Consider the following 26746-nt stretch of genomic DNA (forward strand, 5'->3'; position numbering starts at 1 on the left):
CGATCCTCCTAGCCGCCGCAGCCGCCGACGGTGACCTTTACTTCCTTGGTCGCGCTGTAGAGCTTGCCGTCAGCCTCGACGATGGCGACCAGTTTGGTGGTCTTGGCCATCTTCAGCCGGTTGGCGACGCCCGGAATGGTGCCCTCGGCGATCTTGTAGGATGCGGCAAGCGCGAACGGGTTCTCGGTCACGAAGAACGAGATCGAGCTCACCTTGTCGAGTGTCGTCGTCACCGACACCGGGACCACGCCGCCATTCTCGGCGATCTCGGGCGCATCCAGCTTGACCTTGTTGGAGGGCTCGGCGTTCCTGCCATAGAGCGCCTTGATCGCGTCGGCCTCGTTCTTCTGCTTGAAGGCCTCTTCCGGATATTTGTCGTTGGCCGCGGCATGCGCGGGCGCGAACGGAAGATTGCCGAGGCCGAGCAGGGCGACGGAGGCCGCGCCCTGAAGGATCAGGCGCCTTGTCGCAAGCGGGCCGCTGGTCGTGGTCATCTCAAATCTCCTGGGCAGCCGGCCGTTACAGAGTTTGCAGGAAATCAACGATCGCGCTGATCTCCTGTTCGGTCAAAATCCTGTTCCGGCCGAACGGCGGCATCATGGTCTGCGGGTTGCGCTTGGTCTCGTCGAAGATGATCGCGGTGAGTTCGCTGCGATCGGGGTATTTGGTCTTGAGGTCCTTCAGTTCCGGCCCGATCGTTCCCGGCAGGTCGCCGCCCTTGATGACGTGGCACGTCAGGCAATTGCCCTTGCCGCGATCGAAAGCGAGCTTCTGGCCGTCGGCGACAGCGGATTGTGCCTGCGCCGGAGCCATAGCCGCGCCGGCTGAGAGGACCAGCGTCACCAGGACGGCAAGCTTGCAAGGAAAGGCGGTCAAGGCATCGTCCCGAGCGGTATGTCGATGATCTCGTTTGCGGAAATATAAGCGTTCCAAAGCACAAAGGGCATCGCCTGACAATCAAGACTATGCATGCGGCAAAATGGAGTTAATATCCTCTGCATTGCAACTGTTGAGATAGGTTCGTTCATCTAACGGGGCGGTACTAGCAAATTATTCCAGGGCATTTGGCCCTTCTGGCCGGCATTTCTGTTTCACATTCATTGGGGACTCACTTGGCTGAATATGTCGTCGAATTTGGCAGGGACGGCGGACGGGTCGAGCCGGATGGACGGCTTGATGCTCCGGCATTTCATCGCAATCACGAGCCGCTATGGACGGTGCTGGAAAAGCACCTCACTGGAACGACCGGAGACGTGGTCGAACTCGGCAGTGGAACAGGCCAGCACGTGGTCCATTTTGCCCGCCATACGCCCGGCCTGATCTGGTGGCCCAGCGACCTCAACCAGCGCCACCTCAAGAGCATCGAAGCCTGGCGCGTCCATGCGGGCCTGCCGAACATCCGTAGCCCGCTGCGGATCGATCTCACCGATCCCAGCTGGTGTCAGGAGATGAAGAGCGGGCAGGCGCCGACGAGCCTTGCGGCCGTGTTCTGCGCCAATGTCATCCACATCGCGTCCTGGGCGGTGGCCGAGGGTCTGTTCGCCGGCGCCGGCCGCTACCTGCGACCCGACGGCAAGCTGTTCCTCTACGGTCCGTTCAAGCGCGACGGCAAGCACACCGCGCTCAGCAATGCGGTGTTCGACACCTCCTTGCGTGAAGGCAATCCCGATTGGGGCGTGCGCGACATCGGCGATGTCGAGACACTCGCGCGCGGTGTTGGTCTTCGCCTCGTCGATGCCATCGACATGCCCGCCAACAATCTGACGCTGGTGTTTGAGCGCTGAAAGGCCGTCAAGCCCGGGCATGACGTTGCAGAGACGTCAACGCCCAAGCGCTAGCCTTCATCCCGCCACCCGATCTTCTCCTTCAAGAACCGATAACCGAGCACCTCGAAGCCGGCGCGCTCCTTGTTGTCCTTGCCGTAGCCGTGGCCCCCGGCTTCCGGCTCGTAGAACCAGGCCTCGTAGCCCATGGCCTGCAGCTTCGCCGCCATCTTGCGGGCGTGGCCGGGATGCACGCGGTCGTCACGCCGCGTGGTGGCGATCAGGATCGGCGGATAGGATTGGCCGGCCTCCACGTTGTGATAGGCCGAATAGGTTTTCAGCCACTCCCACTCTTCCGCCTTGTCGGGATCGCCATATTCCGCGATCCAGCTCGCGCCCGCGAGCAGCTTCGTGTAGCGGCGCATGTCGATCAGCGGGATGGTGCAGAACAGCGCGCCGAAGCGCTCGGGATAGCGCACCAGCATGTTGGTGATGAGGATGCCGCCGTTCGATCCGCCCTGCGCCGCGATCCGTCTTGCGCTCGTCACGCCGCGCCGGACGAGATCGGCCGCGACCGCGGCGAAGTCGTCATGCGAGAGTTTCTTGCCGGCGAGCCGGCCGGCATCGTGCCAGCGCGTGCCGAACTCGCCACCGCCGCGCAGATTTGCCTGCACGATGGTGCCGCCGCGCTCCAGCCACAGCTTGCCGAGCGAGGAATTGTAATACGGCTTCACCGAATGTCCGAAGCCGCCATAGGCGCTCATATAGACCGGCGCATCGCCCGTCTCGCCTCGCGGACCGGTCTGGACATAGGGAATGCGCTCGCCGTCGACAGAGATCGCTTCGTGCTGCGTCACCACGAGCCCGTCGGCGGTGAACGTCTTCGGCGCCTGCTTCAGCACGACCGGGCTTGCGACGCCGCGTTCGATCAACAGCAGCGACGGCGGGGTAAGCGGATCCTGCACGTTGGCGAGCAGATCTCCGTTGCTCTCGCTGGGATGACGATCCAGCGGCCAGACGTCGACGACGCCGATCTCGGGCAGGCCGGGAAGCACCGAGCGGCTCCAGCCGGTGGCGGATGGCGTGCAGATCTCGAAGCGCGGGCGCAGCTCGTCGAGGATCGACAGCACGAGCTTGCCCGCCGCCCAGAACAGGCCTTGCAAGGCGCGCCGCGGCGCCGGCTCGAACAACACCGAAAAATCGCGGCTGCCGTCGAGGAACGCCGACAGCGAGATGCCGAGCACGGTGTCGGTGGCGTAGGTCCGCCCCTGCACGGCCCAATCCTTGCGCAGTTTCATCGCGAACCAGTCGCCATGGGCCTGCAGCCAGATCCCGGTCGGCAGATCGAGTTTCGTCATGCTCCCTGCCGCATCGCGCAGCCAGACCGCGTGATTGAAGAAGTCGATCTGCTCGACGATCCAGGCCCGCGACTCAGGTCCGGTGTCGTCGGCGCTGCCATAGATCATCATGTGCTCGGCGGTGGTCTCGATGATCACCTCGGCCTGATCGACCGGCTGGCCGCGCCGCCACAGCCGAACCGTCCGTGCATAGCCGGAGCTCGTCACCATCCCCTCGCCATGGGCGCTCGACAGCAGCAGCGTATCGGCATCGAGCCAGTCCGCGCCGCCCTTGGCTTCCGGCAGCGTAAAGCCGTCCGCCACGAAGCTCTTCGTCACGAGGTCGAATTCGCGCAACGTCACGGCGTCGCTGCCGCCGCGCGACAGGCTCAAGATGGCGCGCGGGCTGCCCGGCGTCGTGGCGATTCCGCTCAGCAGCCAGTCCTCGCCTTCGCGCGCCGCGAGCTTGTCGATATCCAGCATGGTCTCCCACGCAGGAGCAGCTTTGCGCAACTCCGTCAGCGTGGTCCGCCGCCACAGGCCCCGCGGGTTGGCGGCGTCCTTCCAGAGATTGTGCAGGTCGGTGCCGCGCCGGCTGACATAGGGAATGTTGTCCGGGCGATCGTAGATCGAAGCGAGGATGTCGCGGTCGTGCTCGAAGGCCTTGCCGCCGAACGCCGTGAGCGTCAGTTGATTCTGCCGCTCGACGAAATCGAGCGCCTGCGTGCCCTCGATCTCCTCCAGCCACAGAAAGGGATCGTCGTCGGGAGCGCTGAGCGTGGGCCTGGCGTCGACGGTCATGAACGAAACTCCGAAAAATGGCTGCGGATAGGATTTCATCGAGCGCAAGCCGTCAAGGGCGCGGCCCGCTATCATTGCACCGATTGCGTCAGAGGCATGGCCTGCGCCCGTTTGCGCCGGTTGCCCGCCCTTCCCCACCCCTCCATAGTGCCGCGAATCAACGAGACCTTTGTGAGCCCCTTGGGGCGGAAACGCCGATGCTTGACGTGACTTCTGCCCATGAGATCGCCGACGACGCCCGCGTGCGCGCCAATGTGGTGCGCCTTGCCGCAGCCCAGGCGCTGACCGGTGCCAACTCGGCCGTGATCTTCGCCACCGGCGCCATCGTTGGTGCCACGCTGGCGCCCGACATGTCGTTCGCGACCGTGCCGATCTCGATGTATGTGGTTGGACTTGCGGCCGGCACGCTGCCGACCGGCGCGATCTCGCGCCGCTTCGGCCGCCGCGCGGCCTTCGTCATCGGCACCGGCCTCGGCGCGCTCACCGGCCTGCTCGGCTCGTTCGCGATCCTGCACGGCTCGTTCGCGCTGTTCTGCATCGCGACCTTCCTCGGCGGCCTCTACGGCTCCGTGGCGCAGTCCTATCGCTTTGCTGCCGCCGACGGCGCCAGCGCGGCCTACCGGCCCAAGGCGGTGTCCTGGGTGATGGCGGGCGGCGTGTTCGCCGGCGTGCTCGGTCCGCAGCTCGTGCAATGGACCATGGATGTCTGGCAGCCCTATCTGTTCGCCTTCAGCTTCCTGGTCCAGGCCGCCGTCGCACTGATCGCGATGGGCATCGTCGCCGGCGTCGACATGCCCAAGCCCGCGCCGGCCGATCTGCATGGCGGCCGGCCGCTGCTCATGATCGTGACCCAGCCGCGCTTCATCGCCGCGGCGCTGTGCGGCATCATCTCCTATCCCATGATGAATCTGGTGATGACCTCGGCGCCGCTCGCCATGAAGATGTGCGGCCTGTCGGTCTCCGATTCCAATTTCGGCATTCAATGGCACATCGTCGCGATGTACGGGCCGAGCTTCTTCACCGGCACGCTGATCGCCCGCTTCGGCGCGCAGAAGGTCGTCGCCGCCGGCCTGATGCTGGAGGCCGGCGCCGCCGGCATCGGCCTCTCCGGTCTCACCGCGATGCACTTCTGGGCCACGCTGATCGTGCTCGGCGTCGGCTGGAATTTCTCCTTCATCGGCGCCTCCGCGCTGGTGCTGGAGACGCACCGCCCGCAGGAACGCAACAAGGTCCAGGCCTTCAACGATTTCCTGGTGTTCGGCATGATGGCGATCGGCTCGTTCTCCTCCGGGCAATTGCTCGCCAATTACGGCTGGTCGGCGGTGAATTTGGTGGTGTTCCCTCCGGTGATTCTCGGCCTCGGCGTGCTCTCGCTGGTCTCCTTGGCCCGCCGCCGCAAGGCGCGGCTGGAGGCGGCGATGGGCGAGTTCCCGGACGCGATCTGATTGTCAGGAGATTGTCAGCAGCGTTGATACTTCGATCCAGGTCGAAGTGATTTTCGGGCGAGGGCCATTTAGATGTCGTCATGGCCGGGCTTGTCCCGGCCATCCACGTCTGAGGCGGTGGATCGAAGGCATGACGGAGTAAGCGGCGATGCTCGACAATCCCCAGCCCCCAACCGTCGACGAAGCCTCCCTCCGCTACGAAGGCTGGCGCATCGTCGCGGTCTGCTTCCTGCTCGCGACCTTCGGCTGGGGTCTCGGCTTCTACGGCCAGAGCGTCTATGTCGCCGAGCTGCAGCGCGCGCGGGGCTGGCCGACCACGCTGATCTCGTCAGGCACCACGTTCTTCTATCTGTTCGGCGCGCTGCTCGTCGTGTTCGTCGGCGAGGCCGTGAGGAGATACGGCCCGCGCCTCTGCCTGGTTGCCGGCACGCTGGCGATGGCGGCAGCCAGCGTCGCGATCGGCGCGGTGCGCGAGCCCTGGCAGCTTTATCTCGCCGACGCCGTGCTCGCCTTCGGCTGGGCCGGCACCAGTCTCGCCATGATCACCAACACGATCAGCCTGTGGTTCGACCACAAGCGCGGCATGGCGATCAGCCTGGCGTTGAACGGCGCCAGTTTCGGCGGCATCGTCGGCGTGCCGCTGCTGGTGACCCTGATCGGCCATGTCGGCTTTGCCGGCGCGATGTACGCCGCCGCCGGCGCCATGCTGGTGCTGCTGCTGCCGGTGATCCTTCTCGTCGTCGGCCGGCCGCCCGATCACCACGGCCGGCACGCGGCGGCGAAGACGAAGCCGCAATCATCGACGCAGATCCGTGCATGGGCGCTGCGCGACGTTGGCTTCCTCACGGTGACGATTGCGTTCGCACTGGTGCTGTTCGCGCAGGTCGGCTTCATCGTCCATTTGATCTCGTTCCTCGATCCCGTAATCGGCCGCGAACGCGCCGCGGTCGCCGTCGCGGTGCTGACCGCAATGGCCGTGGTCGGCCGCGTGTTGTTCTCATTGGTGATCGATCGCCTCAACCAGCGGCTGGCTTCCGCGCTGTCGTTCCTCAGCCAGGCCGCGGCGCTTCTGGTCGTCATCAACCTGCACAACGACTATGCGCTTATCGCGGCCTGCGCATTGTTCGGCTTCTCGGTCGGTAACCTCATCACGCTGCCGTCGCTGATCGTGCAGCGGGAGTTCGATTCGGCCTCGTTCGGCGTGCTGATCAGCCTCAACACCGCGATCAACCAGGTGACCTACGCGTTCGGCCCGGGTGTGGTCGGGGCCCTGCGGGACTGGTCCGGCGGCTATTCGCTGCCGTTCTATCTCTGCATCGCGCTGGAGGTGGCGGCAGCCGCGCTGATCATGGTGCGGGGAACGCCGCGGCCGAAGGCAGTCTAACCTGAGGCGGCGCCTCAACACATTCCGTCATTGCGAGCGCAGCTCTCGTAGGGTGGGCAAAGCGAAGCGTGCCCACGATCTGATCCATTACTGAAGGAGGGTGGGCACGGCGCTGTGCGCCTTTGCCCACCCTACGGCTCATCCCTCCCGCTCTCGCAGCAACGCCTCCACGTCCAGCCGTTTGGTGAACATCGCAAGCTTCCCATCCGGCCCGAACGGCCATTCTTCCTTCGGCCTGTCGCGATAGAGCTCCACGCCGTTCTCATCAGGATCGCGCAAATACAACGCCTCGGACACGCCGTGATCGCTGGCGCCGTCCAGCGCAATGCCGGCCGTGAGCACGCGGTGCAGCGCGTCGGCAAGAGCTGCGCGCGTCGGATAGAGGATCGCGGTGTGATAGAGCCCCGTCGTGCCGGGCGGCGGCGGCGAGCCGCCCTTGCTCTCCCAGGTGTTGAGCCCGATGTGATGATGATAGCCGCCGGCCGAGATGAAGGCCGCGCCGGAGCCCATGCGCTGCATCAGCTCGAAGCCGAGCACTCCGCAATAGAAGCCCAGCGCGCGATCGAGATCGGCGACCTTGAGGTGGACGTGGCCGATCCTGGTGCCGGCGGCGACGGCTGGGTTCTGCGACATGTGGCTGCTCCGTTGATGAATTCCAGATAGGCCCGGCTTCGGGACGGCGCTACCAGCCTGTTCCGAAACCCATCGTTTCCAAATGAGCGACTAGGTCAGCTCCGGCACCTCGCCCTCCGGCAGCTCGAACTCGAACGTGTTCAGCGTCATCGACACCATCGTGTAATAGCCGCACAGGCCGATCACCTCGACGACGCCGCGCTCGCCGAGCAGCTTCACCGCCTCGTCATAGAGACCCTTCTCGACGCCGTGGCCCTCGTGCAGCGACTTCGCTAGATCGTAGATCATCTTACCCTCCAGGTCGTCGAACGCGGGCGTGCGGCGGTCGCGGATGGCGTCGATGATCTCAGGCTTCATGCCGCCGGCGAGCGCGAGGCGCTTATGCGCGTACCATTCGTAATGCGCGGTCCAGTGCCGCGCCGTGACCAGGATCGCGATCTCCGAAAGTTTTGCGGGAAACATCGTGTCGTAGCGCAGCACCTCGCCGAGCCGGGTGGCGTGACGGGCCATGTCCGGGCTGTTGAGCCAGGCCATCATCGGCGCCGGCGGCTTGCCGCGCTTGCCCGCGATCGACTCGTCATAGGTCTGCCGCTGGCTCTCGTTCATTTCGCCAGGCGAAAGAAGTTTCAGGCGCATTGTCGTTTCCTCCATGTTTTCAAGCACTCTGTCGAATGCGACTATAGCTGAACGCAGGCTCGCGGAAGTGGTTGAATTCCACGAAGGCTTGGCCCAGAGTCGTGCCCAACAAGTCGATCTTGATGATGGAAACGACCAATGACTGATTCCAGTAGCAGCGACACTGAGACGGCCGAGCTCGAAACATTTCGCGCCGAGACGCGCGCCTGGCTGGAAGCCAATTGCCCGCCGGAGATGCGCAAGCCCGCGACGTCGGATGAAGACGTGTTCTGGGGCGGCCGCAACGCGAAGTTCTCGTCCGAGCCGCAGCGCATCTGGTTCGAGCGCATGCGCGACAAGGGCTGGACGGTGCCCGATTGGCCGAAAGAGTACGGCGGCGGTGGCCTCAGCGCCGCCGAGCACAAGGTGCTGCGCGCCGAAATGGGCAAGATCGGCGCCCGCCCCCCGCTGTCGAGCTTCGGCATCTGGATGCTCGGACCGGCGCTGCTCAAATACGGCAACGACGCGCAGAAGAAGGAGCATCTGCCGAAGATCGCGGCGGGCGAGATCCGCTGGTGCCAGGGCTATTCCGAGCCGAACGCCGGCTCCGACCTTGCTTCGCTGCAGACCCGTGCCGAGAGCGATGGTGACGATTTCGTCATCACGGGCTCGAAGATCTGGACCTCCTACGCCAACTATGCCGATTGGATCTTCTGCCTCGTCCGCACCGATCCCGCGGCCAAGAAGCACGACGGCATCAGCTTCATCCTGTTCGACATGACCTCGAAGGGCGTGACGACCAAGCCCATCCTTCTGATCTCCGGCTATTCGCCGTTCTGCGAGACCTTCTTCGACAGCGTCCGCGTGCCGAAGTCGCATGTGGTCGGCACCGTCAACCGCGGCTGGGATGTCGCGAAATATCTGCTGCAGCACGAGCGCGCGATGATCTCGGGTATGGGCGAGCGCGGCGTCGGCCGGCCGCTCGGCCAGATCGCGGCGGATTCCGTCGGCACCGATGCGCAAGGCAAGCTGGACGATTCGATGCTGCGTGCAGAGATCGCCAGCTTCGACGTCGATGAAGCAGCACTTGCGGCCTGCGCCGAGCGCGCCATCGATCTCGCCAAGGCGGGGCAGGCGCATCCGGCGTTTTCCTCGGCGATGAAATATTACGGCACCGAGCTCAACAAGCGCCGCTACGAGATCCTGATGGCGGCCGGCGGCATCGATGCGCTGGAATGGGAGAGCGAGCGCTCCAGGCAGGGCGCCCGCCCGCGCGCCTGGCTGCGAACCAAGGCCAACTCGATCGAGGGCGGCACCACCGAGGTGATGCTCGGCATCGTCGCCAAGCGCATCCTGGATTTGCCGGGGGCGTGAGGCTTCTGTCATTCCGGGGCGCCGCATGGCGGCGAGCTAAGATGCGCAATTGCGCATCTGAGAATTCATTCATCCGCCAACTCTGCCGCCCGATGGATTCCGGGCCTGCGCCTACGGCGCATCCCGGAATGACCAAGACAAAATAGATTTCGAATCGGAAACACGCACATGGCCCTCGTCCTCACCGAAGAACAATCGATGCTCCGCGACTCAGCGCGCGGGCTGATCAGCGACAAGGCGCCGGTCTCGCATCTGCGATCCCTGCGCGATAACAAGGACCAGACCGGCTTCTCCAGGGAGCTCTGGCATTCCTTCGCCGAGATGGGATTTGCCGGCCTCTTGGTGCCGGAAGAGTTTGGCGGCAGCGGGCTCGGCTATGTCGAGGCCGGTGTCGTGATGGAGGAGATCGGCCGCACCTTGATGCCGTCGCCCTTCCTCGCCACCTCTGTGGTCGCGGCCTCGGCGCTGAGCCGCGGCGGCAATGCTGCGCAGAAGTCGGAATATCTGCCGAAGATTTCGAACGGCTCGCTGCTGGCGACGCTGGCGATCGACGAAGGCGCAAAGCACCGTCCGCTTCAGATCAATTTGCAGGCCGTGCGCGCCGGCAACGGCTTCAGGCTCTCGGGCGCCAAGGCGCTCGTGATTGACGGTCATGTCGCCGATCTCTTCATCGTCGCAGCGCGCACCTCGGGCGCCGCCGGGGAGCGCGACGGCCTGACGCTGTTCCTGGTGAACCCCAAGGCCAAGGGCGTCGCGATCGAGCGCACCATCATGGTCGATTCGCACAATGCGGCGCGGATCGAGTTGACCAATGTCGAGGTCAATGCCGATCATGTGCTCGGCGAGGTCGACCAGGGCGCCGCCCTGCTCGACGGCGTGCTCGATATCGGGCGCGGCGCGGTCGCCGCAGAAATGGTGGGGTTGAGCGAGGAAGTCTTCCATCGCACCGTCGAGTATCTCAAGAGCAGGAAGCAGTTCGGCAAGCTGATCGGCGAATTCCAGGCGCTGCAGCATCGCGCCGCCGAGCTCTATGTCGACATCGAGATCACCCGCGCCGCCACCATGAAGGCGCTGCAGGCGCTGGACGCCGATGTTGCCAAGGCAACGTCAGCCGTCGCGGTGGCAAAGGCTCGCGCCGGCACCACCGCCACGCGCGCGGTGCAGGAGGGCGTGCAGATGCATGGCGGCATGGGCATGACCGACCAGTTCGACATTGGCTTCTTCATGAAGCGCGCAAGGGTGTGCGAGGAGCTGTTCGGCGATGCCAACTACCACACCGAGCAGCTGGCGCAGGCGCGGGGATATTGAGGCCGACTGACGCCTCACACGCGGTGACAGTTGTGGGTGAGGAGGGTGCCAGCCCCAAGCTAGTCATTGCGAGCGCAGCGAAGCAATGCAGACTGCCTCAGCGGAAAGACTCTGGATTGCTTCGCTTCGCTCGCAATGACGGCGGATGGAACCCTTACCTCATCGGCGGTGCGTACTGCACGCCGCCCGCGTTCCACAGTTGGTTCATGCCGCGCGGGATCTTCAGCTTCGACTTCTCGCCGATATTGCGCTCGTACATCTCACCGTAATTGCCGACGTGGCGGATGATGCGGGCGGCCCAGTCCTTGGTGAGGCCGAGCTGCTCGCCGTAATTGCCTTCGGTGCCGACCAGCCGCATCACGTCCGGCTTCTTCGATTTCAGCGCCTCGTCGATGTTCTCCGAGGTGACGCCGAGCTCCTCGGCGTTGATCATCGCATAGAGCGTCCACTTCACGATCATCATCCAGTCGTCGTCGCGCTGGCGCACCACGGGAGCGAGCGGCTCCTTGGAGATCATGTCCGGCAGGATCATGTTGTCTCCGGGCTTCGCCAAGTTGATCCGCAGCGCGTAGAGCTGGGAGACGTCGGCGGAGAGCGTGTCGCATTTGCCGGTGTCGTAGGCTTTCACGACATCGTCGAGCTTGTCGAACTTCACCTCGTCATACTTCATGTTGTTGGCACGGAAGTAGTCGGCGACGTTGAGCGCCGTCGTGGTGCCGGCCTGGACGCAGACCTTGCTGCCATCGAGGTCCAGCGAGGTCTCCTTGTTGCGCGAGCGCGGCAGCATGAAGCCGGCGCCGTCGTAATAGGCGACGGCGGGGAAATAGAGGTCGTAATCGAGCTCGCGTGCCATGCTCCAGGTCGAGTTGCGCGAGAGGATGTCCACCTTCCGGCTCTGCAGTTCCTTGAAGCGTTCCCCGGCATCGAGCGGGATGAACTTCGCCTTGCCGGGGTCGTTGAAGATCGCCGCCGCCACCGCGCGGCAGAAATCGACGTCGAAGCCGGTCCAGGTCTTGTTGTCTTCGGAGTAGGAGAAGCCCGGCAGGCCCTTGTTCACGCCGCACAGCACCTCGCCGCGGCGCACGGTGCGCTTCAGCGTGCGGGTGTCGTAGAATTCGTAGATGATGGCGAGAACGGCGACCAGCACGGCGACCGCGAGCCCGATCAGCAGGCCGCCACGAAAAGTGCGCATCATTTTTAATCTCTCGAATAATCGGGAAAAGAAATTGGGAAGGAGAGGCGACGAGCATGGCCCGGAGGACCATGCTCGGATCGAAGCCTCAGAGTTCTGGCTTCTGCCGGATGATCACCTTGGTGCCGACAGGCACGCGGTCGTAGAGATCGGCGACGTCATTGTTGACGAGGCGGAAGCAGCCGGAAGACACCTTGGTGCCGATCGTGTCGGGGCGGTTGGTGCCGTGGATGCGGTAGACGGTGGTGCCGAGATACATGGCGCGGGCTCCGAGCGGGTTACCGGGGCCGCCGGCCATGAAGCGCGGCAGATAGGGCTGGCGCTGGATCATCTCAGGCGGCGGCGTCCAGTCCGGCCACTCCTTCTTGTTGGTGATGTTCACCAGCCCCTGCCACTGGAAACCGTCGCGGCCGACGCCGATGCCGTAACGGATCGCGCGCCCGCCGGGCTGCACCAGATAAAGGTGGCGTTCGGCGGTTGAGACGATGATCGTGCCCGGCGCCTCGGTGGTGCGGAAATAGACCACCTGCTTCTGCCATTCCGGGTCGAGCTGGTAGCCGTCATCGGCGACCAAGCCCGGCTCGTCGCCGCGGTCCGGCTGCTGCGCGATGGCCTGTGGTGCAGACAGGATCAGGCCGATCGCGGCCACGAACATCCCGGTCAGGCGACGAAAATCCGTCATTTCAAGCTCTCCCCACTGCCTCGGCGCAAATCATTCGGAACCATCAAACCTGAGGGGCATGTTCATGGCAAGTTGATGGCGCGCCGCCCTGATATGTCACGAGAATGCTTTGGTTTTTTGACGCCCGCCCGGCAATGCCACAAACAGGGGATGGCGCGAAAAGCATAGATCGTGGCCAAGGCGGTACTGCGCTCCCTCCCCCGCTTGCGGGGGAGGGCTGGGGAGAGGGTGTCTCAGCAATGGGACGCTCCCGATGCCGATAGAGCCCTCACCCGCCGCCACGCGGCGACCTCTCCCGCTAGCGGGAGAGGCTCAGACCGAACTTGCGGTGAGATCAATTCCGACAACTGGCGCGAGACGCCCTCTAGATCTTGTTGCTCTCCGCCGCGATCCCCAGCCGCCGCACGATCTCTGCCCCCACCGCCCGCGCCTCTACCCTCGAACCAATCCGCGGGCTGCGAAACCGTCGTCCGGAGTGCAGCCGGATCAACACGATGCAGTGCTCGTCCTCGGACCGGCCGCGGCGGTCGACGGTGATCGTCTTCACGTCAGGTCCCTCGATGCTGTCCGTGCGCGGCGTGCCGTCGCCCCATAGCCGCTCGACGCGAATATCGCTCTGCCGGATGATCCAGAACGCGCCGATCACGAGGTTGGCGTATCTGTAGACCGCGAACGCCGCCAGCGCGCCGAGCGGCAGCAGCAGGATATCGACGTGGCTCGGCGGCCATCCGCGCCAGAGCTTGTAGGCGTAGGGCACGGCGGACAACGCGACGGCGATCAACGCGACGATGCGGATGTCCCAGGCGGGAAAGGCCTCGAGAGGCTCGCCGAGGTGCATCTCGCGATTGCTGGCATCGAGCGGATTGACGGGCTCCTCGACATTGGGAACCTCGAACTGCGCGGCGATCCGCGCCACGGTGTCATGAACATGCGTGACATCGGAGATTGGCGGCGACGTCAACCGCTCGCCCGAGACCAGCGTGAAGACGAGTTGAAAGCGGGCCTTCACTCTCTTGCTGCGGGGAACGTGCAACGCCGTGATGTCGTCTTTCGCGACGATGCGTGTGCGCAGCTTTCCAAACGGACTTTGCCGCCCGATCAGGATCTCGTCCGGCGTGATGATCCACACCACCGCCGGCGCCATCATGATGCCGACGACGAACACGGCACCGACGACGAGCGCGACCACGGAGATGATCACCTCCGTCGTATCATGCGTGAACAGGCCCGGCGTGAAGCAGAGGGCGACCGCGGCGGAGAAGCCGGCCATCACCAGCCGCTGCGCGATCGAGGAGCCTTCGCGAAGGCGAATGTCGTTGGTGGTGATGGGGTCGTCCATTGCGGGCGGCTGATGTCGAGGCCGCGAAAGTCCACGGACAGGTCAGCGGAGTCAAGCAACATCAAGGCCCGCTTCATCCGGCATCGGCTGTCGGCGTTGAGCAGCGGAGAACGAGGTTCCGCTCAGGGTGTGGCCGGCCCGATCATTTCGGCGCAAGCCACAGTCTGAGACCGAATGAAATCACGGTGACGGCGCCCACGCCGCCGAGCCAGAGAACGGCGAACCAGATCAGCCGTCGCCCCAGCGGCCTGGCCTCTGCTTTGTGCGACATCAGTGATAACCGCTCCCGGCCCGGACCTTGCCGCGGAACACCCAATAGGCCCAGCCGGTGTAGCCAAGAATGAGAGGCACCAGTCCGGCCACGCCGAAGAGCATGAAGATCTGGCTGTTCTGCGGCGCAGCCGCCTGCCAGATCGTGATGCTCTGCGGCACGATGAAGGGATACATGCTGATACCCAGCCCGGCATAGGACAGCGCGAACAAGGCCAGTGCGAGAAAGAACGGCCGGGAGTCCTGCTTTTGCCCGAGGCTGCGGATCAGGAACGCGGTGACGGCGGCGACCGCGATCGGTACCGGTGCGGCCAGCGCGACGTTCGGCCAGGCGAACCAGCGCTGCGCGTATTGAATGCTGAGAAAGGGCGTGGCGATGCTGACCAGTGCGATCGCCGCAAGCATCGCGAACAGCAGACCCCAGCTCAGCCGGTAGGCCTTCTCGCGCAGCGCGCCCTCGGTCTTCAGGATGAGCCAGGTGGCGCCCAGCAGGGAATAGCCGATCACCAGGGCAACACCCGTCAGCAGGCTGAACGGCGACAGCCAGTCCCACCAGCCGCCGGCATAATGCCGGCCCTCGACATGCACGCCCTGCAGGATGGCCCCAAGGGCGATGCCCTGTGCCAGCGTCGCCAGCAGCGACCCCAAGGCGAAGGCCAAGTCCCAGCGGTTTCGTGCCGCGGTGGTGCGCCAGCGGAATTCGAAGGCGACACCGCGGAAGACCAGCCCGATCAGCATCGCGATGATCGGCGTGTAGAGCGCGGGCATCAGCACCGCATAAGCGAGCGGAAAGGCCGCCATCAGGCCGCCGCCGCCCAGCACCAGCCAGGTCTCGTTGCCATCCCAGACGGGCGCCACGCTGTTCATCATCACGTCGCGGTCGGCCTTGGCCGGAAACAACGGAAACAGCATGCCGAGGCCGAGATCGAATCCGTCCATCACGACATAGACGAATACCGCGAAGGCGATGATGAAGGCCCAGAGCGTGGCAAGGTCGATGCTCGCGATCATGGCAGCGCACCCTGTCCCGCCACGCCCGAGGCCGGTGTGATGCCGGCGGCGCGTGTCGGCACGTCGCCGCGTGGCCCCTGTTCGCCGTGATGAGGCGAGGCCGCCATCAGGCGCAGAATGTAGATGGCGCCCGCCGTGAATACGATGAAATAGACGACGACGAACGCCAGCAATGACGAGCCGACTGCGGGCGCGGCCAGCGGCGAGGCGGCGTCTGCGGTTCGCAGCAGGCCGTAGACCGTGAAAGGCTGCCGGCCGGTCTCCGTGGTGATCCAGCCCGCGAGCACCGCGATGAAGCCCGCGGGCCCCATCGTCAGCGCGAAGACGTGCAGCGGCCGGGAGTCGAACAAGGTGCCGCGCCAGCGGGCCCACAGGCTGAACAGCCCCAGCGCGAAGATCAGGAAGCCCAGCGCGACCATGATGCGGAAGGACCAGAACGTGATCGGTACCGGCGGCCAGTTTTCGCGCGGTACGGTGTCGAGGCCTGCGAGCGGTGCATTCAGCGAATGCTTCAGGATCAGAGAGGACAGTTTCGGGATCTCGATCGCGTAATCGACCTTGCCGGCCGCTTGATTGGGTAGACCGAACAGGACCAGCGGTGCGCCGTCGGGATGGCTCCGGTAATGCCCTTCCATCGCCATCACCTTGGCCGGTTGATGCTCCAGCGTGTTGAGGCCGTGCTGGTCGCCGGCCAGGATCTGGACCGGCGCCACCAGCGCCGCCATCCACATCGCCATCGAGAACATCACCCGTGGGCCGGCAAGATGCGGGTCGCGCAGCAGGTGATAGGCGCCGACGGCGCCGACCACGAGCGACGTCGTCAGATAGGCGGCGAGCACCATGTGCACGAGCCGGTAGGGAAAGGACGGATTGAAGATCACCTTGAACCAGTCGACAACGACGAACTGGCCGTCGGGATTGACGGCGTGGCCAACCGGCGTCTGCATCCACGAATTGGCGGAGAGGATCCAGAACGCCGAAATCAGCGTGCCGATCGCGACCATCAGCGTCGCGACGAAGTGCAGCCGGGGGCCGACGCGATCGAGGCCGAACAGCATGACGCCGAGGAAGCCCGCCTCGAGGAAGAACGCGGTCAGCACCTCGTAGGCCATTAACGGACCGATCACCGGTCCGGTCTTGTCGGCGAACACCGACCAGTTGGTCCCGAACTGGTAGGACATCACGATGCCCGACACCACGCCCATGCCGAATGCGATCGCGAAGATCTTCAGCCAGTAATGGAACAGGTTGAGGAAGACTTCGCGGCCGGTCCACAGCCAGAGCGCTTCCAGAACGGCGAGATAACTTGCAAGCCCGATCGAGAACGCCGGAAACACGATGTGGAACGACATCGTGAAGGCAAACTGCGCGCGTGCCAGCACGATGGGATCAAGGTTCGACAGCATCGGCGCTCCCGTACAACACGACAAGTCGTGGCGATGCGGGCGCCGATTCGGCTGCTCAGCTAAGCCCTTGCGCCCGGCCCCTCCATAGATGACTCATGCGCTGCTCGCGTCCTATAGGACTCTTTGTCCAATCACACGAATTTAGCTGTTGACGTTCAGCAGACGTGCCACCGTGTGGTCGATCTCATCGTAGCGGCCTTCGCCAGCGTGCTGAAATACGATCTTGCCGTTCTGGTCGATGATGTACTGCGCCGGCCAATATTGGTTGCGGTAGGCGTTCCACGTTTTGGAATCGTTGTCCTGCGCCACCGGATAGGTGATGCCGTGGCGCTTCAGCGCCGCCTGTACGTTGGAGGCCGAGCGCTCGAACGGGAACTCCGGCGTATGCACGCCGATCACGACGAGGCCCTTGTCCTTGTATTTCGCGTAGAGGTCGGTGACGTGCGGCAGCGTGTTGACGCAGTTGACGCAGCCATAGGTCCAGAAATCGACCAGCACGACCTTGCCGCGGAGGTCGGCCAGGCTCAGCGGCTTCGAATTGAACCAATTGTTGATGCCGGTGAAATCGGGCGCGGTCTGCTGGCTTGCGGCCGCGGTGACGACGGGCGTGGCGCGCGCGGCCTCCTCGCAGATGCCGGGGATGACGGCGCCGGTGACGACGAAGCCGATCAGGGCGGCCGAGACGGCGAGCAATTTGAAAGTCATGGAAGCGTCCTCCGGTGATGATGAGGGATGATTACAGGCCGATCTGGCCGGTGGGATAGAAGCCGGTGAGCCACGCCACGATCAGCGTGTCGTATTGGAAATAGGCGGCGACCGCGAAGCCGATCACGACGACGCCGAAGCCCTGCTGCAGCCGCGGTGAGATGCGCGAGAGGCTGCGCACGCGCGTGGTCGCGGCCTGTCCGCCATAGGCGATCGCCAGCATCGGGATCGCCGCCCCGATGGCGTAGGCGACCAGCAGTGTGGCGGCCCAGGCCAGATTCTTCGAGGTCGCAACCAGTGTCAGGATCGAGCCGAGCACGGGCCCGGCGCAGGGCGTCCACACCAGCCCAAGCGTGGTGCCGAGAATGAGTCCGCCGAGCGCGCCCTCGCGCTGGGTGGCGCCGGAATTTCCCAGGTCGAGCCAGCCGTTGAGCCGGCTCGACAGCCATTCGAACGGCGCCGGCCACAGCATCAACAGGCCGAAGCCGAGCAGCAGGATCGACGCCGCCTCGCGCAGCACATTCGGATCGAAATCGAACAGCCGCGTAATCGCGCCCAGCAGCAGCGCGGTCGCGGAGAAGGACAGCACGAAACCGAGCGCGATCATCGCCGGCCGCAAATGTCCCGCGCGCCCGATCGAGGCGCCGAGCAGGATCGGCAACATCGGCAGCGTGCAGGGCGCGGCGATGGTGAGGATGCCGGCGAGGACGGCGAAGAGAAGTTCGAGCATGGCGCACTCGTGATGGAGGTCACGAGGGTGGTTCGGAGGCAGGTGGGATGTCGTTACGCGGCGTCACGCCTTCGTGACGAACGCACTTGGCTGAGGTCGTCATGCCCGGGCTTGTCCCGTCTGCGCGGCCGAAGCCGCTTCGGCGAGGCGAAGGCCCGGGCATCCACGTTCTTCGTGCCGCGGCTTAAGGCGTGGATGACCGGGTCAAGCCCGGCCATGAAGATGGAGGAGCGGGGCTCTCAACGCTCGCATCACCCACCCCCAAATACAAAACGACCCGGACGGGGGCATCGTCCGGGTCGCTGGAGTCTTGGGAGGTTTAACGAAACCGTATGTGACCTTTGTAGGGGGGAAGTTTTTCCGCCTGATGTTGTGCTTTGTTTCAATTGTTTCGTCGGCGGTAACACTTCCGTGTTCGGGACGGGCCAGATCGACGGCCCTATCCCTCTGAATTCATTGGCCTTAGGCGGCAAAGCGCTCGACGCCCGCTCCCTTAAGCAATTCGGCCAACTGCTTGCGGGCGTAGAACATCCGCGTCTTCACCGTGCTCTGCGGGATGCCGATGATCTGTCCGACCTCCTCCACCGACTTCTCGTGGTAGTAGACGAGGGTGATGATCTCGCGATGCGCGGGCGACAGCTTCTGCACGCAGGCGCGCAGGATGGCGCTGGTGTCGCTGCGGTCGAGCGAGGTCTCCGGCGTATCGGAGCCATCGGGAATCTGGCGCACGTCCTCCTGGTCGATGTCCTCGAAGCGGCGCTGGCGCATCGCGGTCAGCGCCTTGAAGCGGGCGATCGACAGCAGCCAGGTCGAAACCTGCGAGCGGCCCTGGAACTGGCCGGCGGTCCGCCACACGTCCAGGAACACCTGGCTCACGAGGTCTTCGGCCGCGGTGGCGTCGCGCACGATGCGCAGGATGAAGCGGTACACCCGCACATTGTGGCGGCAATAAAGGATATGCATCGACGTCCGGTTGCCGTCGGCAATGCTCTCGAGAAGCATATCGTCCGAAGTCGCCTGAGCGGCGATGATGCTCTGGCTGGCCTGGGCGTTGATGGCGATGACATTCCGCATTGACTTGGCTCCCCGTAGCGCCGCAACCGAGCGGCGTTTCCTTGGACCAAAGTGTTAATGAGCCAACGTTTCGGGACGTCTGCACGAAAAGCGGAAAATGGTTTCGTGCGCCGCCAAATTGTTTCGTCGGGGGGGCTGCGACGAAACATTAGGGGCAAAAAAGCTTGCAATTTCAATGTACGGAAAATACGGGGGTGGACGTTTTGCGGCGCTCCGAACCGCCGGGAACGAATTTTTGGGTTGGGCGTTCGGTCGCGCCAGACACTCTCATGTCGTCCCGGGGCGCGAAGCGAGCCCGGGACCGATAATCCCAGGAGCAGTTTGACGAAGACTCGGAGTTACCAGCTCGGCTTCATCACCACACTCTGTGGTTATGGATCCCGGGCTCGCGCTGTGCGCGCCCCGGGATGACAGCTGTATTTGCCGCCTGCCCTTACGCCTTCTCGCCCTGCGGCGAGAACAAATAGCCGCCGCCGCGGATGGTTCGGATCACGGCGGGCTTGGTCGGATCGGGCTCGATCTTGCGGCGGATGCGCATGATGCGGAGATCCACCGCGCGGTCGAAGGCTTCGGCGTCGCGCGCATTGGCCAATTCCAGCAGCCGCTCGCGCGACAGCACGCGCTTCGGATTGGCCGCGAACACTTTCAGGAGCCCGAACTCGGAGGCGGTCAGCGGATGCTCGTTGCCCTCGTCGTCGCGCAAGGCCTGGGCTTCGAGATCGAGCCATTTGGTGCCGAAGCGCACCAGCTGCTCCTTGTCCGACTTCGCGGCTGCAGCTTCCGGCACTGCTGCCCTGGCCGGCACGCTCCTGCGCAGCACCGAGCGGATACGCGCCATCAGTTCGCGCAGCTCGCAGGGTTTTGCCACGTAATCGTCGGCGCCGAGCTCCAGCCCCACCACGCGATCGATCGGGCTCGCGGTGGCCGTCAGCATGATGACAGGCACGTTGATGCGGCTCTTGAGGTCGCGGATGATCGAGAGGCCGTCTTCCTCGGGCATGTTGAGATCGAGCACGACGAGATCGGGCATGCCGCCCTGGATCGCGGTCCGCAACGATTTGCCGCCGTCGCACAGGGTCACGGTGAAGCCGTGCATCTTGAGATAATCGCCGACCATCTCCCGGGCCGGGGCTTCGTCGTCGACGATCATGATGTGCTGGCTTTGGGTCATGGCTTCCAAATCACGGCAGTTCGGTCGCGGGGAGGGTGATGGTGAAGGTCGAGCCCTTGCCGGGGCCTTCGCTGTCGGCGGTTACCTCGCCGCCATGCATGTCGATGATGCGCTTGACGATGGATAGCCCGAGGCCCGTCGAGCTTTCGCCGGCGGTCGGCTTGGCCGATAGCCGCTGGAACCGGCCGAACAGGCGGCCGAGATCCTCCGGCGAAAGGCCGGCGCCCTCGTCGCTCACGCGCACGATGGTCTCGCTGCCCTCATGGCTGACGACTACGTCGATCCTGCCGCCGATCGGCGAGTATTTGATGGCGTTGCTGATCAGGTTGTCGATGGCCTCGCGGATGCGGTCGGTGTCGCACATGGTGACGATGTTGGGCGGCGCGGTGACGCCGATCGCCTGCTGCTTGTTGACGGCGAGCGGCTGGTTGGCCTCGGCGACCTCCTTGACCAGAGCCGCGACGTCAACCGGCTCGCGGCGGATGGTGATGTCGAAGGCGTCGGCCATCGCGTCCGAAATCAGATGGTCGACCATCGTGGTCAGGCGCTTGGTGGCGTCGCGGATGTGGTCGACCTGGGCGACCACGCCGCTTTCCGAGGCGCCGGTCGAGATCAGCTCCTTCAGCATCTCGGTGCGGCCGAGGATGACGCCGAGCGGATTCTTCAGATCGTGCGCGACCGTGCCCAGGATCTCGTTCTTGAAGCCGTTGGCGCGCTGCAGCCGCAGCCATTGCGCCGACAGGCGGCGGTTGGCCTGCATCAGTGCGCGTGTGCGCTGGGCGACGCGGTCCTCCAGCTGGGTGTTGGCGTCCTGGAGCTGCTGATAGAGGATGACGTTGTCGAAGGCGATCGAGAGCCGGCTCGAGAAGATCTCGACCAGCGAGCGGTCGGTCTCCGACAATTCGCGCTCGGCCTGCAGCAGCACCACCACCTCGCGGCCGCTCCCGGTGCGCAGATAGATCACGCTGCGGTGGTCGGCGAATTCGTTCTTGCGGCCCTGGAAGGCGGCTTCCACCATCGCGCGCAGATCGGGGTCGAGCGCCTTGGACGAGGTGGTGCCGATGAAGCGGCTGTAGCAGCCGCTGCCGGCGAGCACCGAGAGTTCGGGGTCGATGCCGCCATTGTCGCGCAAAACCAGTATGCCGGCGCAATCGACGTTGAGCAGCGAGGCGAGCTGGGTCAGCACGCCCTCGGCGAGCCGCTGCATCGACTTGAAATCGTACAGCGTCGAGGCCGCGTCGATGATGATCTCGAGCCCGCGCCGTGTCTGCAGCATGCGCTCGAGCTGCTGATAGGAGCGCAACGCCGCGGTTAGCGAGGTGAACAGCTTGTCGGCGGTGAGCTCGGTCTTGGCCTTGTAGTCGTTGATGTCGTACTGCACGATCACGCGCCGCTCCGGCGCCTGGCCGGGCTGGCCGGTGCGCAGGATGATGCGCACGGTCTCGTTCTTGAGCTCGTTGCGGATGTATTCGACCAGCTCGAGGCCTGCGACATCGGTCTCCATGATGACGTCGAGCAGCACCGCGGCGATGTCGTTGTGCGCGGCCATCAGCGTGCGGCCTTCTGCCGCGGAATGCGCCGACAGAATCTCCAGGCCCTGGCCGTTCAGGCTGTAATCCGAAAGAGCAAAGCGGGTGCCGTCATGCACGGCCGGATCGTCGTCGATGACGGCGATCTTCCATTTCCGGGCGTTGGCATCCTCCGACGCGGTACCGGTATCGTCGATCAGGTGGAGGACATCGTCCTGTTCGGCCATTGAGAAGTCCCGTCACTTTCTGTGCTTTGCGCGCCGCCCTTGGCGACCCGGGGCATGATAATGCGAAAAGTGGTGCCTTGTCCCAGCTTGGATTCCAGCATCATGCGCCCGCCGAGCTGCTGGGTGACGAGGTTATAGACGATATGCAGGCCAAGTCCCGTACCGCCTTCATTGCGCCGGGTGGTAAAGAAAGGGTCAAAGGCCTGGCGCTGCACATCGGGGGTCATGCCGGCCCCGTCGTCTGTGAAGATGATCTCGATGTCGTCGGTCCCGCGCGGCCGCGCCGAGATGGTGATCGTGCCGGCGCGCCCGTCGGCGAAAGCATGGTTGGCGGCGTTGAGGAAGAGGTTGGTCAGGATCTGGCCATAGGAGCCGGGATAGCCGTCGAGCAGCAGCCCCTCGGGCACGTCGACTTGAAGCGTGATCGGCGAGCGCTTCAGCACGGGGCGAAGGCTCGCGATGATCTGGTCGGTGGCCTCGCTGAGCGAGAATTGCCGCCGCTCGGCATGGGAGCGGTCGACCGCGACCTGCTTGAACGACTGGATCAGCTCGCCGGCGCGCTGCAGATTGGCGACCAGCTGCTGCGAGGCGTCGCGCGAGGACTGCACGAACTCCTCCAGCTGCGAGCGGCGCAGGCCGCCGTCGCCCCTGAGCTGGGCCTCGAAGATCTCGCTGCGCCGGGCAAAGCTCGAGGCCACCGTGAGGCTGATGCCGATCGGGTTGTTGACCTCGTGCGCGACGCCGGCGACGAGGCCGCCGAGCGCCGCCAGCCTCTCGGCATCGATCAAATTCTGCTGGGCGGTATTGAGCTCAAGCAGCGCGCTTTCGGCCTTCTCCTTGGACGCGCGCAGCTCGTCCTCGGTCTGGCGCTTCGCGATCGCGTTCTCGCGGAACACTTCCACCGCGCGCGCCATCGCGCCGACCTCGTCGCGGGCCTTGGTGCCCTGCACCTCGCGGCCGAGGTCGCCAAGCGTGATCGCGCGCATCGCGGTCAAGATCTGCTGCAGCGGCAGGCGGATCGATAGCGCGATCAGCACGCCGGCGGTGAGGATGATGCCGAGGAAGATCACCGCGATCGTCAGGACCCGGCGAGAAATATCCGCCAGCGTGCGGTCGAAGGTCTCCTGCGCCTTCTGCTCGCGCTGGCGCATCTTGCCGGAGAGGTCGTCGATGGCGCCGATCGCCTCGGCCTGGCTGGCGTCGATGGTGTTGCGGAGCAGCTCGGTGCGGCTCGCAAGCTGCTCGGAGAGTTTTGCAAAGCCCTCGCGCAGCGCGGCGGTGCGGGCGCCGAGTCGCCGCAAGGCCATCTTCTGCAGATCGTTGTCGGCGAGATCGATCATCACGGGGATGGTCTTCTCGATCGTCTCGGTGTTGCGGCGCGCGTCGTCGGCGGCGCCCGTCGACAGCGACAGGTAATAGGAATTGGCCGCCACCAGCATCGCGGTGAAGGCCTCGCGGGATTTGCCGAGCGAAGGCCAGATCAGCGCGTCGCGATGGCCAGTGGCGCCTTCGATGATGGAATAGAGGCCGGCCATGTCACGGGCAGGCCCCTGCACCTGCTCCTCATAGGTCCTGGCGATGGTCGCCTGCACGCCGCGCAGCTCGCCGAAGCCGTTGAGGAAGCGGTCGGTGGTGCGCTCCAGCTCCTCGACCGAGCCCGACAGCATCGGGTCCTTGGCGGCGCGGTTGGAGAGCGTGCCCAGCACCGCCTCGCGCAGCAGCAGGATCTCGGCGAACAGGTCCGGGCTCGGCTGGTTGATGTAGCGGTGGATCAGGTTCTGCAGCCGCCCGGTCTCGCTTTCGAGCAGCGCCAGGATCCGGTCGGATTCGCGCACCTGACGCACGTCGTCCCAGGCCGAGCCCAGCACCTGCGCGCCGTTCCAGATCATCGCCGCCAGCACCACCACCACGGCGGAATTCAGCGCCGCGATCGACAGGATGCGCCAGCGGATCGGCACCGCCCGCAGCGCCCCGACGATGCGCGCGCGCAGCCGTCCGATCGGGCCCGACGGCCGCTCTGCGTGCTCGCTGTGTCCAAGCCCGGTCAACAGGCCTCACTCCACCTTGCGAATGCGTTCGATCAGCGCGGCCGCGGCGGGATCACGCGCCGCCTTGGCGTAGATCGGGACCATCGCGTCCTCGAATGGCTTGCGGTCGATATCCCTGATGATGGTGACGCCGGCGGCCTCGGCCTTGCGCTGCGATTGCTCCTCCAGGTCGCGCCATTTCTCGCGCATGAACCGGCTGGAGCGCTGCGCGGCCTCCCGGAAGATCTTCTGATCGTCCGGCGACAGGCTCCGCCAGGCCTTCAGCGAGATCACCAGCACCTCAGGGCTCATCGTGTGCTCGGTAAGCGTGTAATGGCCGGCATGCTTGTAATGGTCCGTCGTCACGAAAGATGGCCAGTTGTTCTCGGCGCCGTCGACCAGATGGTTGGCGAGCCCGGTGAGCACCTGCCCATAGGGCATCTCGACCGGCTCGGCGCCGAGCGAGCGGACCATCTGGCTCATCAACTCCGACTGCTGCACCCGGATCCGCAATCCCTTGAGATCCGCGATGGACTTCACCGGCCGGACGCCGTTGTAGAGCGACCGCGCCCCGGAATCGTAGAAGGCCAGCCCGACGAAGCCATAGGGCTCGAAACTATCGAGGATCTCGCTGCCGACGGGCCCATCCAGCACCTTCTGCATGTGCTCGATGGACCGGAACAGGAACGGCATGGCGAGCACGTTCATCGCCGGCACGAAGTTTCCGATCAGCGCGACGTTGGTCCGGTTGAGGTCGATCGCGCCGGCCCGGGTCTGCTCGATGGTCTCCTTTTCCTCGCCGAGCTGGCGGGAGTGGAACACCTTGATCTCGTGGCGGCCGCCGCTGCGCTCGGCGATCAGGGCGCCCATGTAGCGCAGCGCCTGGACCGTCGGGTAATCCTCGGTCTGGGTATCGGCGGCGCGAAATTCGCGTGCAACGGCGCCCGTCATGAAGACGGCAAGCAGCGCGACGAAGATCACCCCGGTCCGCGAGAGTTCGGCACGGCTCAGCACTGGCACACTCAACCCCTCGGTGATGGAGTCTATGGCGGGAGCAAAAGGTTCAATGCAATCTAGCAGATGGGAAGGCCAAGGCTACCCGCTGCGGGTACGGCCGATTGTGCAGCGCGGCCGGGATGCGTTGCCGGTTGAAACCGCTGGGGAGGCGCCGTAAGCAGTGTCGCCCGCCGTTTGGCGTGAGAAACGAGAAAAGCCATCGTGACGTCAGCATCGCGCCTCTTGTTACTCGCCATCCTTGCGGCGCTCTCCTTGGCAGCTCCTGCTCGCGCCGCCACCGACATCGCTTGGTGGCACGCCATGTCCGGCGAGCTCGGCCGCCAGCTCGAGAAGCTCGCCTCGGACTTCAACGCCGCGCAGTCCGACTACCGCATCGTGCCCGTTTACAAGGGCAACTACACCGAGACGGTGACCGCCGCGATCTTCGCCTTCCGCTCGCGCAGCCAGCCCGCCATCGTCCAGGTCAACGAGGTCGCCACCGCCACCATGACTGCGGCCAAGGGCGCGATCTATCCGGTGTTCAGCCTGATGCGGGACATGAACGAGCCGTTCTCGCTCAGCGACTACCTGCCCGCCGTCTCCGGCTATTACACCGATGCGGCCGGCAATCTGCTGTCGTTCCCGTTCAATTCCTCGACGCCGATCCTCTATTACAACAAGACCATGTTCCGCGATGCGGGCCTCGATCCGGAGACGCCGCCGAAGACCTGGCCTGAATTGGGCGCGGCTGCAAAGCGCCTGCGCGACCGCGGTGCTGCGTGCGGCTTCACCACGTCCTGGCCGTCCTGGATCCATGTCGAGAATTTCTCCGCCTTCCATAATTTGCCGCTGGCGACGCGCGGCAACGGCTTTGCCGGGCTGGACGCGGAATTGACCATCAACAATCCGGTCGTGGTCAAGCACATCGCCCAGCTCGCCGAATGGCAAAAGACGAAATCGTTCGACTATGGCGGCCGCGGACAAGCGGCCGAGCCGCGTTTCCAGCGCGGCGAATGCGGCATCTTCATCGGCTCCTCGGCGACGCGCGCCGACATCAAGGCGAATTCGAAATTCGAGGTCGGCTACGGCATGATGCCGTATTGGCCCGACGTGAAGGGCGCGCCGCAGAACTCGATCATCGGCGGCGCAACCCTGTGGGTGCTGCGCGACCGCCCGCGCGAGGAATACAAGGGCGTGGCGCGATTCTTCGCCTATCTGGCGCAGCCCGGCGTGCAGGCCGCCTGGCACCAGAACACCGGATACTTGCCGATCACCCGCGCTGCCTCCGAGCTGACGCGCGCGCAGGGCTTTTACGAGCGCAATCCGGGCGCGGCGATCTCGTTCGAGGAGATCACGCTCAATCCACCGACGGAGAACTCGAAAGGCATCCGGCTCGGCTCCTTCGTCCTGATCCGCGGCGCGATCGAGGACGAGCTGGAGCAGGCCTTCGCCGGGCAGAAGAGTGCGCAATCAGCGCTCGATGCCGCGGTCGAGCGCGGCAACAAGATCCTGCGCCAGTTTGAGCGCGCAAGTCCGGACCGGTAGCGTGCCGCGATTGAACGCCGCTGCTGCCGCGCGGGCGGTGCGCTCCCTCCCCCGCCTGCGGGGGAGGGCTGGGGAGAGGGCTCTCTCAACAACGGGACAATCCCCCAGAGGAGAAAGCCCCCACCCGGCGCTTCGCGCCGACCTCCCCCGCAAGCGGGAGAGGTGCACCGCCTGCTCGGTTC

At 64.9% G+C, this 26746-nt stretch carries 24 protein-coding genes; 6 read left to right on the top strand and 18 right to left on the bottom strand.

The window, feature by feature from the left end; genetic code table 11:
- Positions 1–8 precede the first annotated feature (8 nt).
- Both soxY and soxX read right to left on the bottom strand, forming a co-directional pair.
- Complete coding sequence (gene soxY / locus C7G42_RS03005; protein WP_106947591.1) at positions 9–494, bottom strand: thiosulfate oxidation carrier protein SoxY; 486 nt, start codon at positions 492–494, stop codon at positions 9–11.
- 25 nt (positions 495–519) lie between these two features.
- Positions 520–813, bottom strand: a complete 294-nt coding sequence (gene soxX, locus C7G42_RS03010; protein WP_245427599.1) for a sulfur oxidation c-type cytochrome SoxX — start codon at positions 811–813, stop codon at positions 520–522.
- A gap of 299 nt (positions 814–1112) precedes the next feature.
- On the opposite strand from soxX, the gene C7G42_RS03015 reads away from it, so the two are divergent.
- A complete protein-coding gene (locus C7G42_RS03015) occupies positions 1113–1784 on the top strand; it encodes a DUF938 domain-containing protein (RefSeq protein ID WP_106947593.1) in 672 nt (223 codons plus the stop codon).
- A 50-nt stretch (positions 1785–1834) separates the two neighbouring features.
- On the opposite strand, the gene C7G42_RS03020 is transcribed toward C7G42_RS03015, so the two are convergent.
- Complete coding sequence (locus C7G42_RS03020; protein WP_199580616.1) at positions 1835–3901, bottom strand: prolyl oligopeptidase family serine peptidase; 2067 nt, start codon at positions 3899–3901, stop codon at positions 1835–1837.
- Between the two features lie 197 nt (positions 3902–4098).
- Here C7G42_RS03020 and C7G42_RS03025 point away from each other — a divergent pair, with 197 nt between their 5' ends.
- Together C7G42_RS03025 and C7G42_RS03030 are read left to right on the top strand one after the other, a co-directional pair.
- Positions 4099–5346 (top strand): MFS transporter, encoded by a 1248-nt coding sequence (locus tag C7G42_RS03025; RefSeq protein ID WP_106947595.1) that lies wholly within the window; start codon positions 4099–4101, stop codon positions 5344–5346.
- Positions 5347–5494: 148 nt separating this feature from the next.
- Positions 5495–6730, top strand: a complete 1236-nt coding sequence (locus tag C7G42_RS03030; RefSeq protein WP_106947596.1) for an MFS transporter — start codon at positions 5495–5497, stop codon at positions 6728–6730.
- 138 nt (positions 6731–6868) lie between these two features.
- On the opposite strand, the gene C7G42_RS03035 is transcribed toward C7G42_RS03030, so the two are convergent.
- Positions 6869–7363: a VOC family protein gene (locus tag C7G42_RS03035; RefSeq protein ID WP_106947597.1), complete on the bottom strand. Its 495-nt coding sequence runs from the start codon at positions 7361–7363 to the stop codon at positions 6869–6871.
- A 90-nt stretch (positions 7364–7453) separates the two neighbouring features.
- Complete coding sequence (locus C7G42_RS03040; RefSeq protein ID WP_106948825.1) at positions 7454–7999, bottom strand: carboxymuconolactone decarboxylase family protein; 546 nt, start codon at positions 7997–7999, stop codon at positions 7454–7456.
- A 138-nt stretch (positions 8000–8137) separates the two neighbouring features.
- On the opposite strand from C7G42_RS03040, the gene C7G42_RS03045 reads away from it, so the two are divergent.
- Positions 8138–9352: an acyl-CoA dehydrogenase family protein gene (locus C7G42_RS03045; RefSeq protein ID WP_106947598.1), complete on the top strand. Its 1215-nt coding sequence runs from the start codon at positions 8138–8140 to the stop codon at positions 9350–9352.
- Between the two features lie 168 nt (positions 9353–9520).
- The gene (locus tag C7G42_RS03050; RefSeq protein WP_106947599.1) at positions 9521–10660 is read left to right on the top strand and encodes an acyl-CoA dehydrogenase family protein; all 1140 of its coding nucleotides are present in this window, start codon (positions 9521–9523) and stop codon (positions 10658–10660) included.
- 154 nt (positions 10661–10814) lie between these two features.
- On the opposite strand, the gene C7G42_RS03055 is transcribed toward C7G42_RS03050, so the two are convergent.
- The 13 genes from C7G42_RS03055 to C7G42_RS03115 all read right to left on the bottom strand — a co-directional run bounded on the left by C7G42_RS03055 (position 10815) and on the right by C7G42_RS03115 (position 25043).
- Complete coding sequence (locus tag C7G42_RS03055) at positions 10815–11852, bottom strand: amino acid ABC transporter substrate-binding protein (protein ID WP_106948826.1); 1038 nt, start codon at positions 11850–11852, stop codon at positions 10815–10817.
- An 88-nt stretch (positions 11853–11940) separates the two neighbouring features.
- Complete coding sequence (locus C7G42_RS03060; RefSeq protein ID WP_106947600.1) at positions 11941–12534, bottom strand: L,D-transpeptidase; 594 nt, start codon at positions 12532–12534, stop codon at positions 11941–11943.
- A gap of 364 nt (positions 12535–12898) precedes the next feature.
- A complete protein-coding gene (locus tag C7G42_RS03065) occupies positions 12899–13873 on the bottom strand; it encodes a hypothetical protein (protein ID WP_106947601.1) in 975 nt (324 codons plus the stop codon).
- Positions 13874–14015: 142 nt separating this feature from the next.
- Entirely contained in the window at positions 14016–14144 is a 129-nt protein-coding gene (locus C7G42_RS03070) for a DUF2474 domain-containing protein (protein WP_106947602.1), read from the bottom strand.
- Complete coding sequence (cydB, locus tag C7G42_RS03075; protein ID WP_106947603.1) at positions 14144–15154, bottom strand: cytochrome d ubiquinol oxidase subunit II; 1011 nt, start codon at positions 15152–15154, stop codon at positions 14144–14146. The genes C7G42_RS03070 and cydB overlap by 1 nt, the downstream gene beginning before the upstream one ends.
- Positions 15151–16560, bottom strand: coding sequence for a cytochrome ubiquinol oxidase subunit I (locus C7G42_RS03080; protein WP_106947604.1), 1410 nt, complete (start codon positions 16558–16560; stop codon positions 15151–15153). Before C7G42_RS03080 ends, cydB begins: the two co-directional genes overlap by 4 nt.
- Positions 16561–16701: 141 nt before the next feature.
- Complete coding sequence (locus C7G42_RS03085) at positions 16702–17265, bottom strand: thioredoxin family protein (RefSeq protein ID WP_106947605.1); 564 nt, start codon at positions 17263–17265, stop codon at positions 16702–16704.
- Positions 17266–17296: 31 nt separating this feature from the next.
- Positions 17297–17995, bottom strand: a complete 699-nt coding sequence (locus tag C7G42_RS03090; protein ID WP_106947606.1) for a cytochrome c biogenesis CcdA family protein — start codon at positions 17993–17995, stop codon at positions 17297–17299.
- A 462-nt stretch (positions 17996–18457) separates the two neighbouring features.
- The gene (locus tag C7G42_RS03095) at positions 18458–19069 is read right to left on the bottom strand and encodes a sigma-70 family RNA polymerase sigma factor (RefSeq protein ID WP_094892568.1); all 612 of its coding nucleotides are present in this window, start codon (positions 19067–19069) and stop codon (positions 18458–18460) included.
- Between the two features lie 433 nt (positions 19070–19502).
- Positions 19503–20240: a response regulator gene (locus C7G42_RS03100; protein ID WP_106948827.1), complete on the bottom strand. Its 738-nt coding sequence runs from the start codon at positions 20238–20240 to the stop codon at positions 19503–19505.
- 10 nt (positions 20241–20250) lie between these two features.
- Entirely contained in the window at positions 20251–21996 is a 1746-nt protein-coding gene (locus C7G42_RS03105; protein ID WP_106947607.1) for an ATP-binding response regulator, read from the bottom strand.
- The gene (locus C7G42_RS03110) at positions 21966–24044 is read right to left on the bottom strand and encodes a sensor histidine kinase (protein WP_245427501.1); all 2079 of its coding nucleotides are present in this window, start codon (positions 24042–24044) and stop codon (positions 21966–21968) included. Before C7G42_RS03110 ends, C7G42_RS03105 begins: the two co-directional genes overlap by 31 nt.
- 6 nt (positions 24045–24050) lie before the next feature.
- Entirely contained in the window at positions 24051–25043 is a 993-nt protein-coding gene (locus tag C7G42_RS03115; RefSeq protein WP_106947608.1) for a TRAP transporter substrate-binding protein, read from the bottom strand.
- Between the two features lie 198 nt (positions 25044–25241).
- Here C7G42_RS03115 and ugpB point away from each other — a divergent pair, with 198 nt between their 5' ends.
- The gene (ugpB, locus tag C7G42_RS03120; RefSeq protein ID WP_199580617.1) at positions 25242–26564 is read left to right on the top strand and encodes a sn-glycerol-3-phosphate ABC transporter substrate-binding protein UgpB; all 1323 of its coding nucleotides are present in this window, start codon (positions 25242–25244) and stop codon (positions 26562–26564) included.
- Positions 26565–26746 lie beyond the last annotated feature (182 nt).

This window comes from Bradyrhizobium sp. MOS003 (assembly GCF_003020125.1).
Taxonomy (GTDB): domain Bacteria; phylum Pseudomonadota; class Alphaproteobacteria; order Rhizobiales; family Xanthobacteraceae; genus Bradyrhizobium.

Coding starts and splice junctions, on each gene's coding strand:
- soxY (WP_106947591.1), bottom strand. CDS start 494: ATGACCACGACCAGCGGCCCGCTTGCGACAAGGCGCCTGATCCTTCAG.
- soxX (WP_245427599.1), bottom strand. CDS start 813: ATGGCTCCGGCGCAGGCACAATCCGCTGTCGCCGACGGCCAGAAGCTC.
- C7G42_RS03020 (WP_199580616.1), bottom strand. CDS start 3,901: ATGACCGTCGACGCCAGGCCCACGCTCAGCGCTCCCGACGACGATCCC.
- C7G42_RS03025 (WP_106947595.1), top strand. CDS start 4,099: ATGCTTGACGTGACTTCTGCCCATGAGATCGCCGACGACGCCCGCGTG.
- C7G42_RS03030 (WP_106947596.1), top strand. CDS start 5,495: ATGCTCGACAATCCCCAGCCCCCAACCGTCGACGAAGCCTCCCTCCGC.
- C7G42_RS03035 (WP_106947597.1), bottom strand. CDS start 7,363: ATGTCGCAGAACCCAGCCGTCGCCGCCGGCACCAGGATCGGCCACGTC.
- C7G42_RS03040 (WP_106948825.1), bottom strand. CDS start 7,999: ATGCGCCTGAAACTTCTTTCGCCTGGCGAAATGAACGAGAGCCAGCGG.
- C7G42_RS03045 (WP_106947598.1), top strand. CDS start 8,138: ATGACTGATTCCAGTAGCAGCGACACTGAGACGGCCGAGCTCGAAACA.
- C7G42_RS03050 (WP_106947599.1), top strand. CDS start 9,521: ATGGCCCTCGTCCTCACCGAAGAACAATCGATGCTCCGCGACTCAGCG.
- C7G42_RS03055 (WP_106948826.1), bottom strand. CDS start 11,852: ATGCGCACTTTTCGTGGCGGCCTGCTGATCGGGCTCGCGGTCGCCGTG.
- C7G42_RS03060 (WP_106947600.1), bottom strand. CDS start 12,534: ATGACGGATTTTCGTCGCCTGACCGGGATGTTCGTGGCCGCGATCGGC.
- C7G42_RS03065 (WP_106947601.1), bottom strand. CDS start 13,873: ATGGACGACCCCATCACCACCAACGACATTCGCCTTCGCGAAGGCTCC.
- C7G42_RS03070 (WP_106947602.1), bottom strand. CDS start 14,144: ATGTCGCACAAAGCAGAGGCCAGGCCGCTGGGGCGACGGCTGATCTGG.
- cydB (WP_106947603.1), bottom strand. CDS start 15,154: ATGATCGCGAGCATCGACCTTGCCACGCTCTGGGCCTTCATCATCGCC.
- C7G42_RS03080 (WP_106947604.1), bottom strand. CDS start 16,560: ATGCTGTCGAACCTTGATCCCATCGTGCTGGCACGCGCGCAGTTTGCC.
- C7G42_RS03085 (WP_106947605.1), bottom strand. CDS start 17,265: ATGACTTTCAAATTGCTCGCCGTCTCGGCCGCCCTGATCGGCTTCGTC.
- C7G42_RS03090 (WP_106947606.1), bottom strand. CDS start 17,995: ATGCTCGAACTTCTCTTCGCCGTCCTCGCCGGCATCCTCACCATCGCC.
- C7G42_RS03095 (WP_094892568.1), bottom strand. CDS start 19,069: ATGCGGAATGTCATCGCCATCAACGCCCAGGCCAGCCAGAGCATCATC.
- C7G42_RS03100 (WP_106948827.1), bottom strand. CDS start 20,240: ATGACCCAAAGCCAGCACATCATGATCGTCGACGACGAAGCCCCGGCC.
- C7G42_RS03105 (WP_106947607.1), bottom strand. CDS start 21,996: ATGGCCGAACAGGACGATGTCCTCCACCTGATCGACGATACCGGTACC.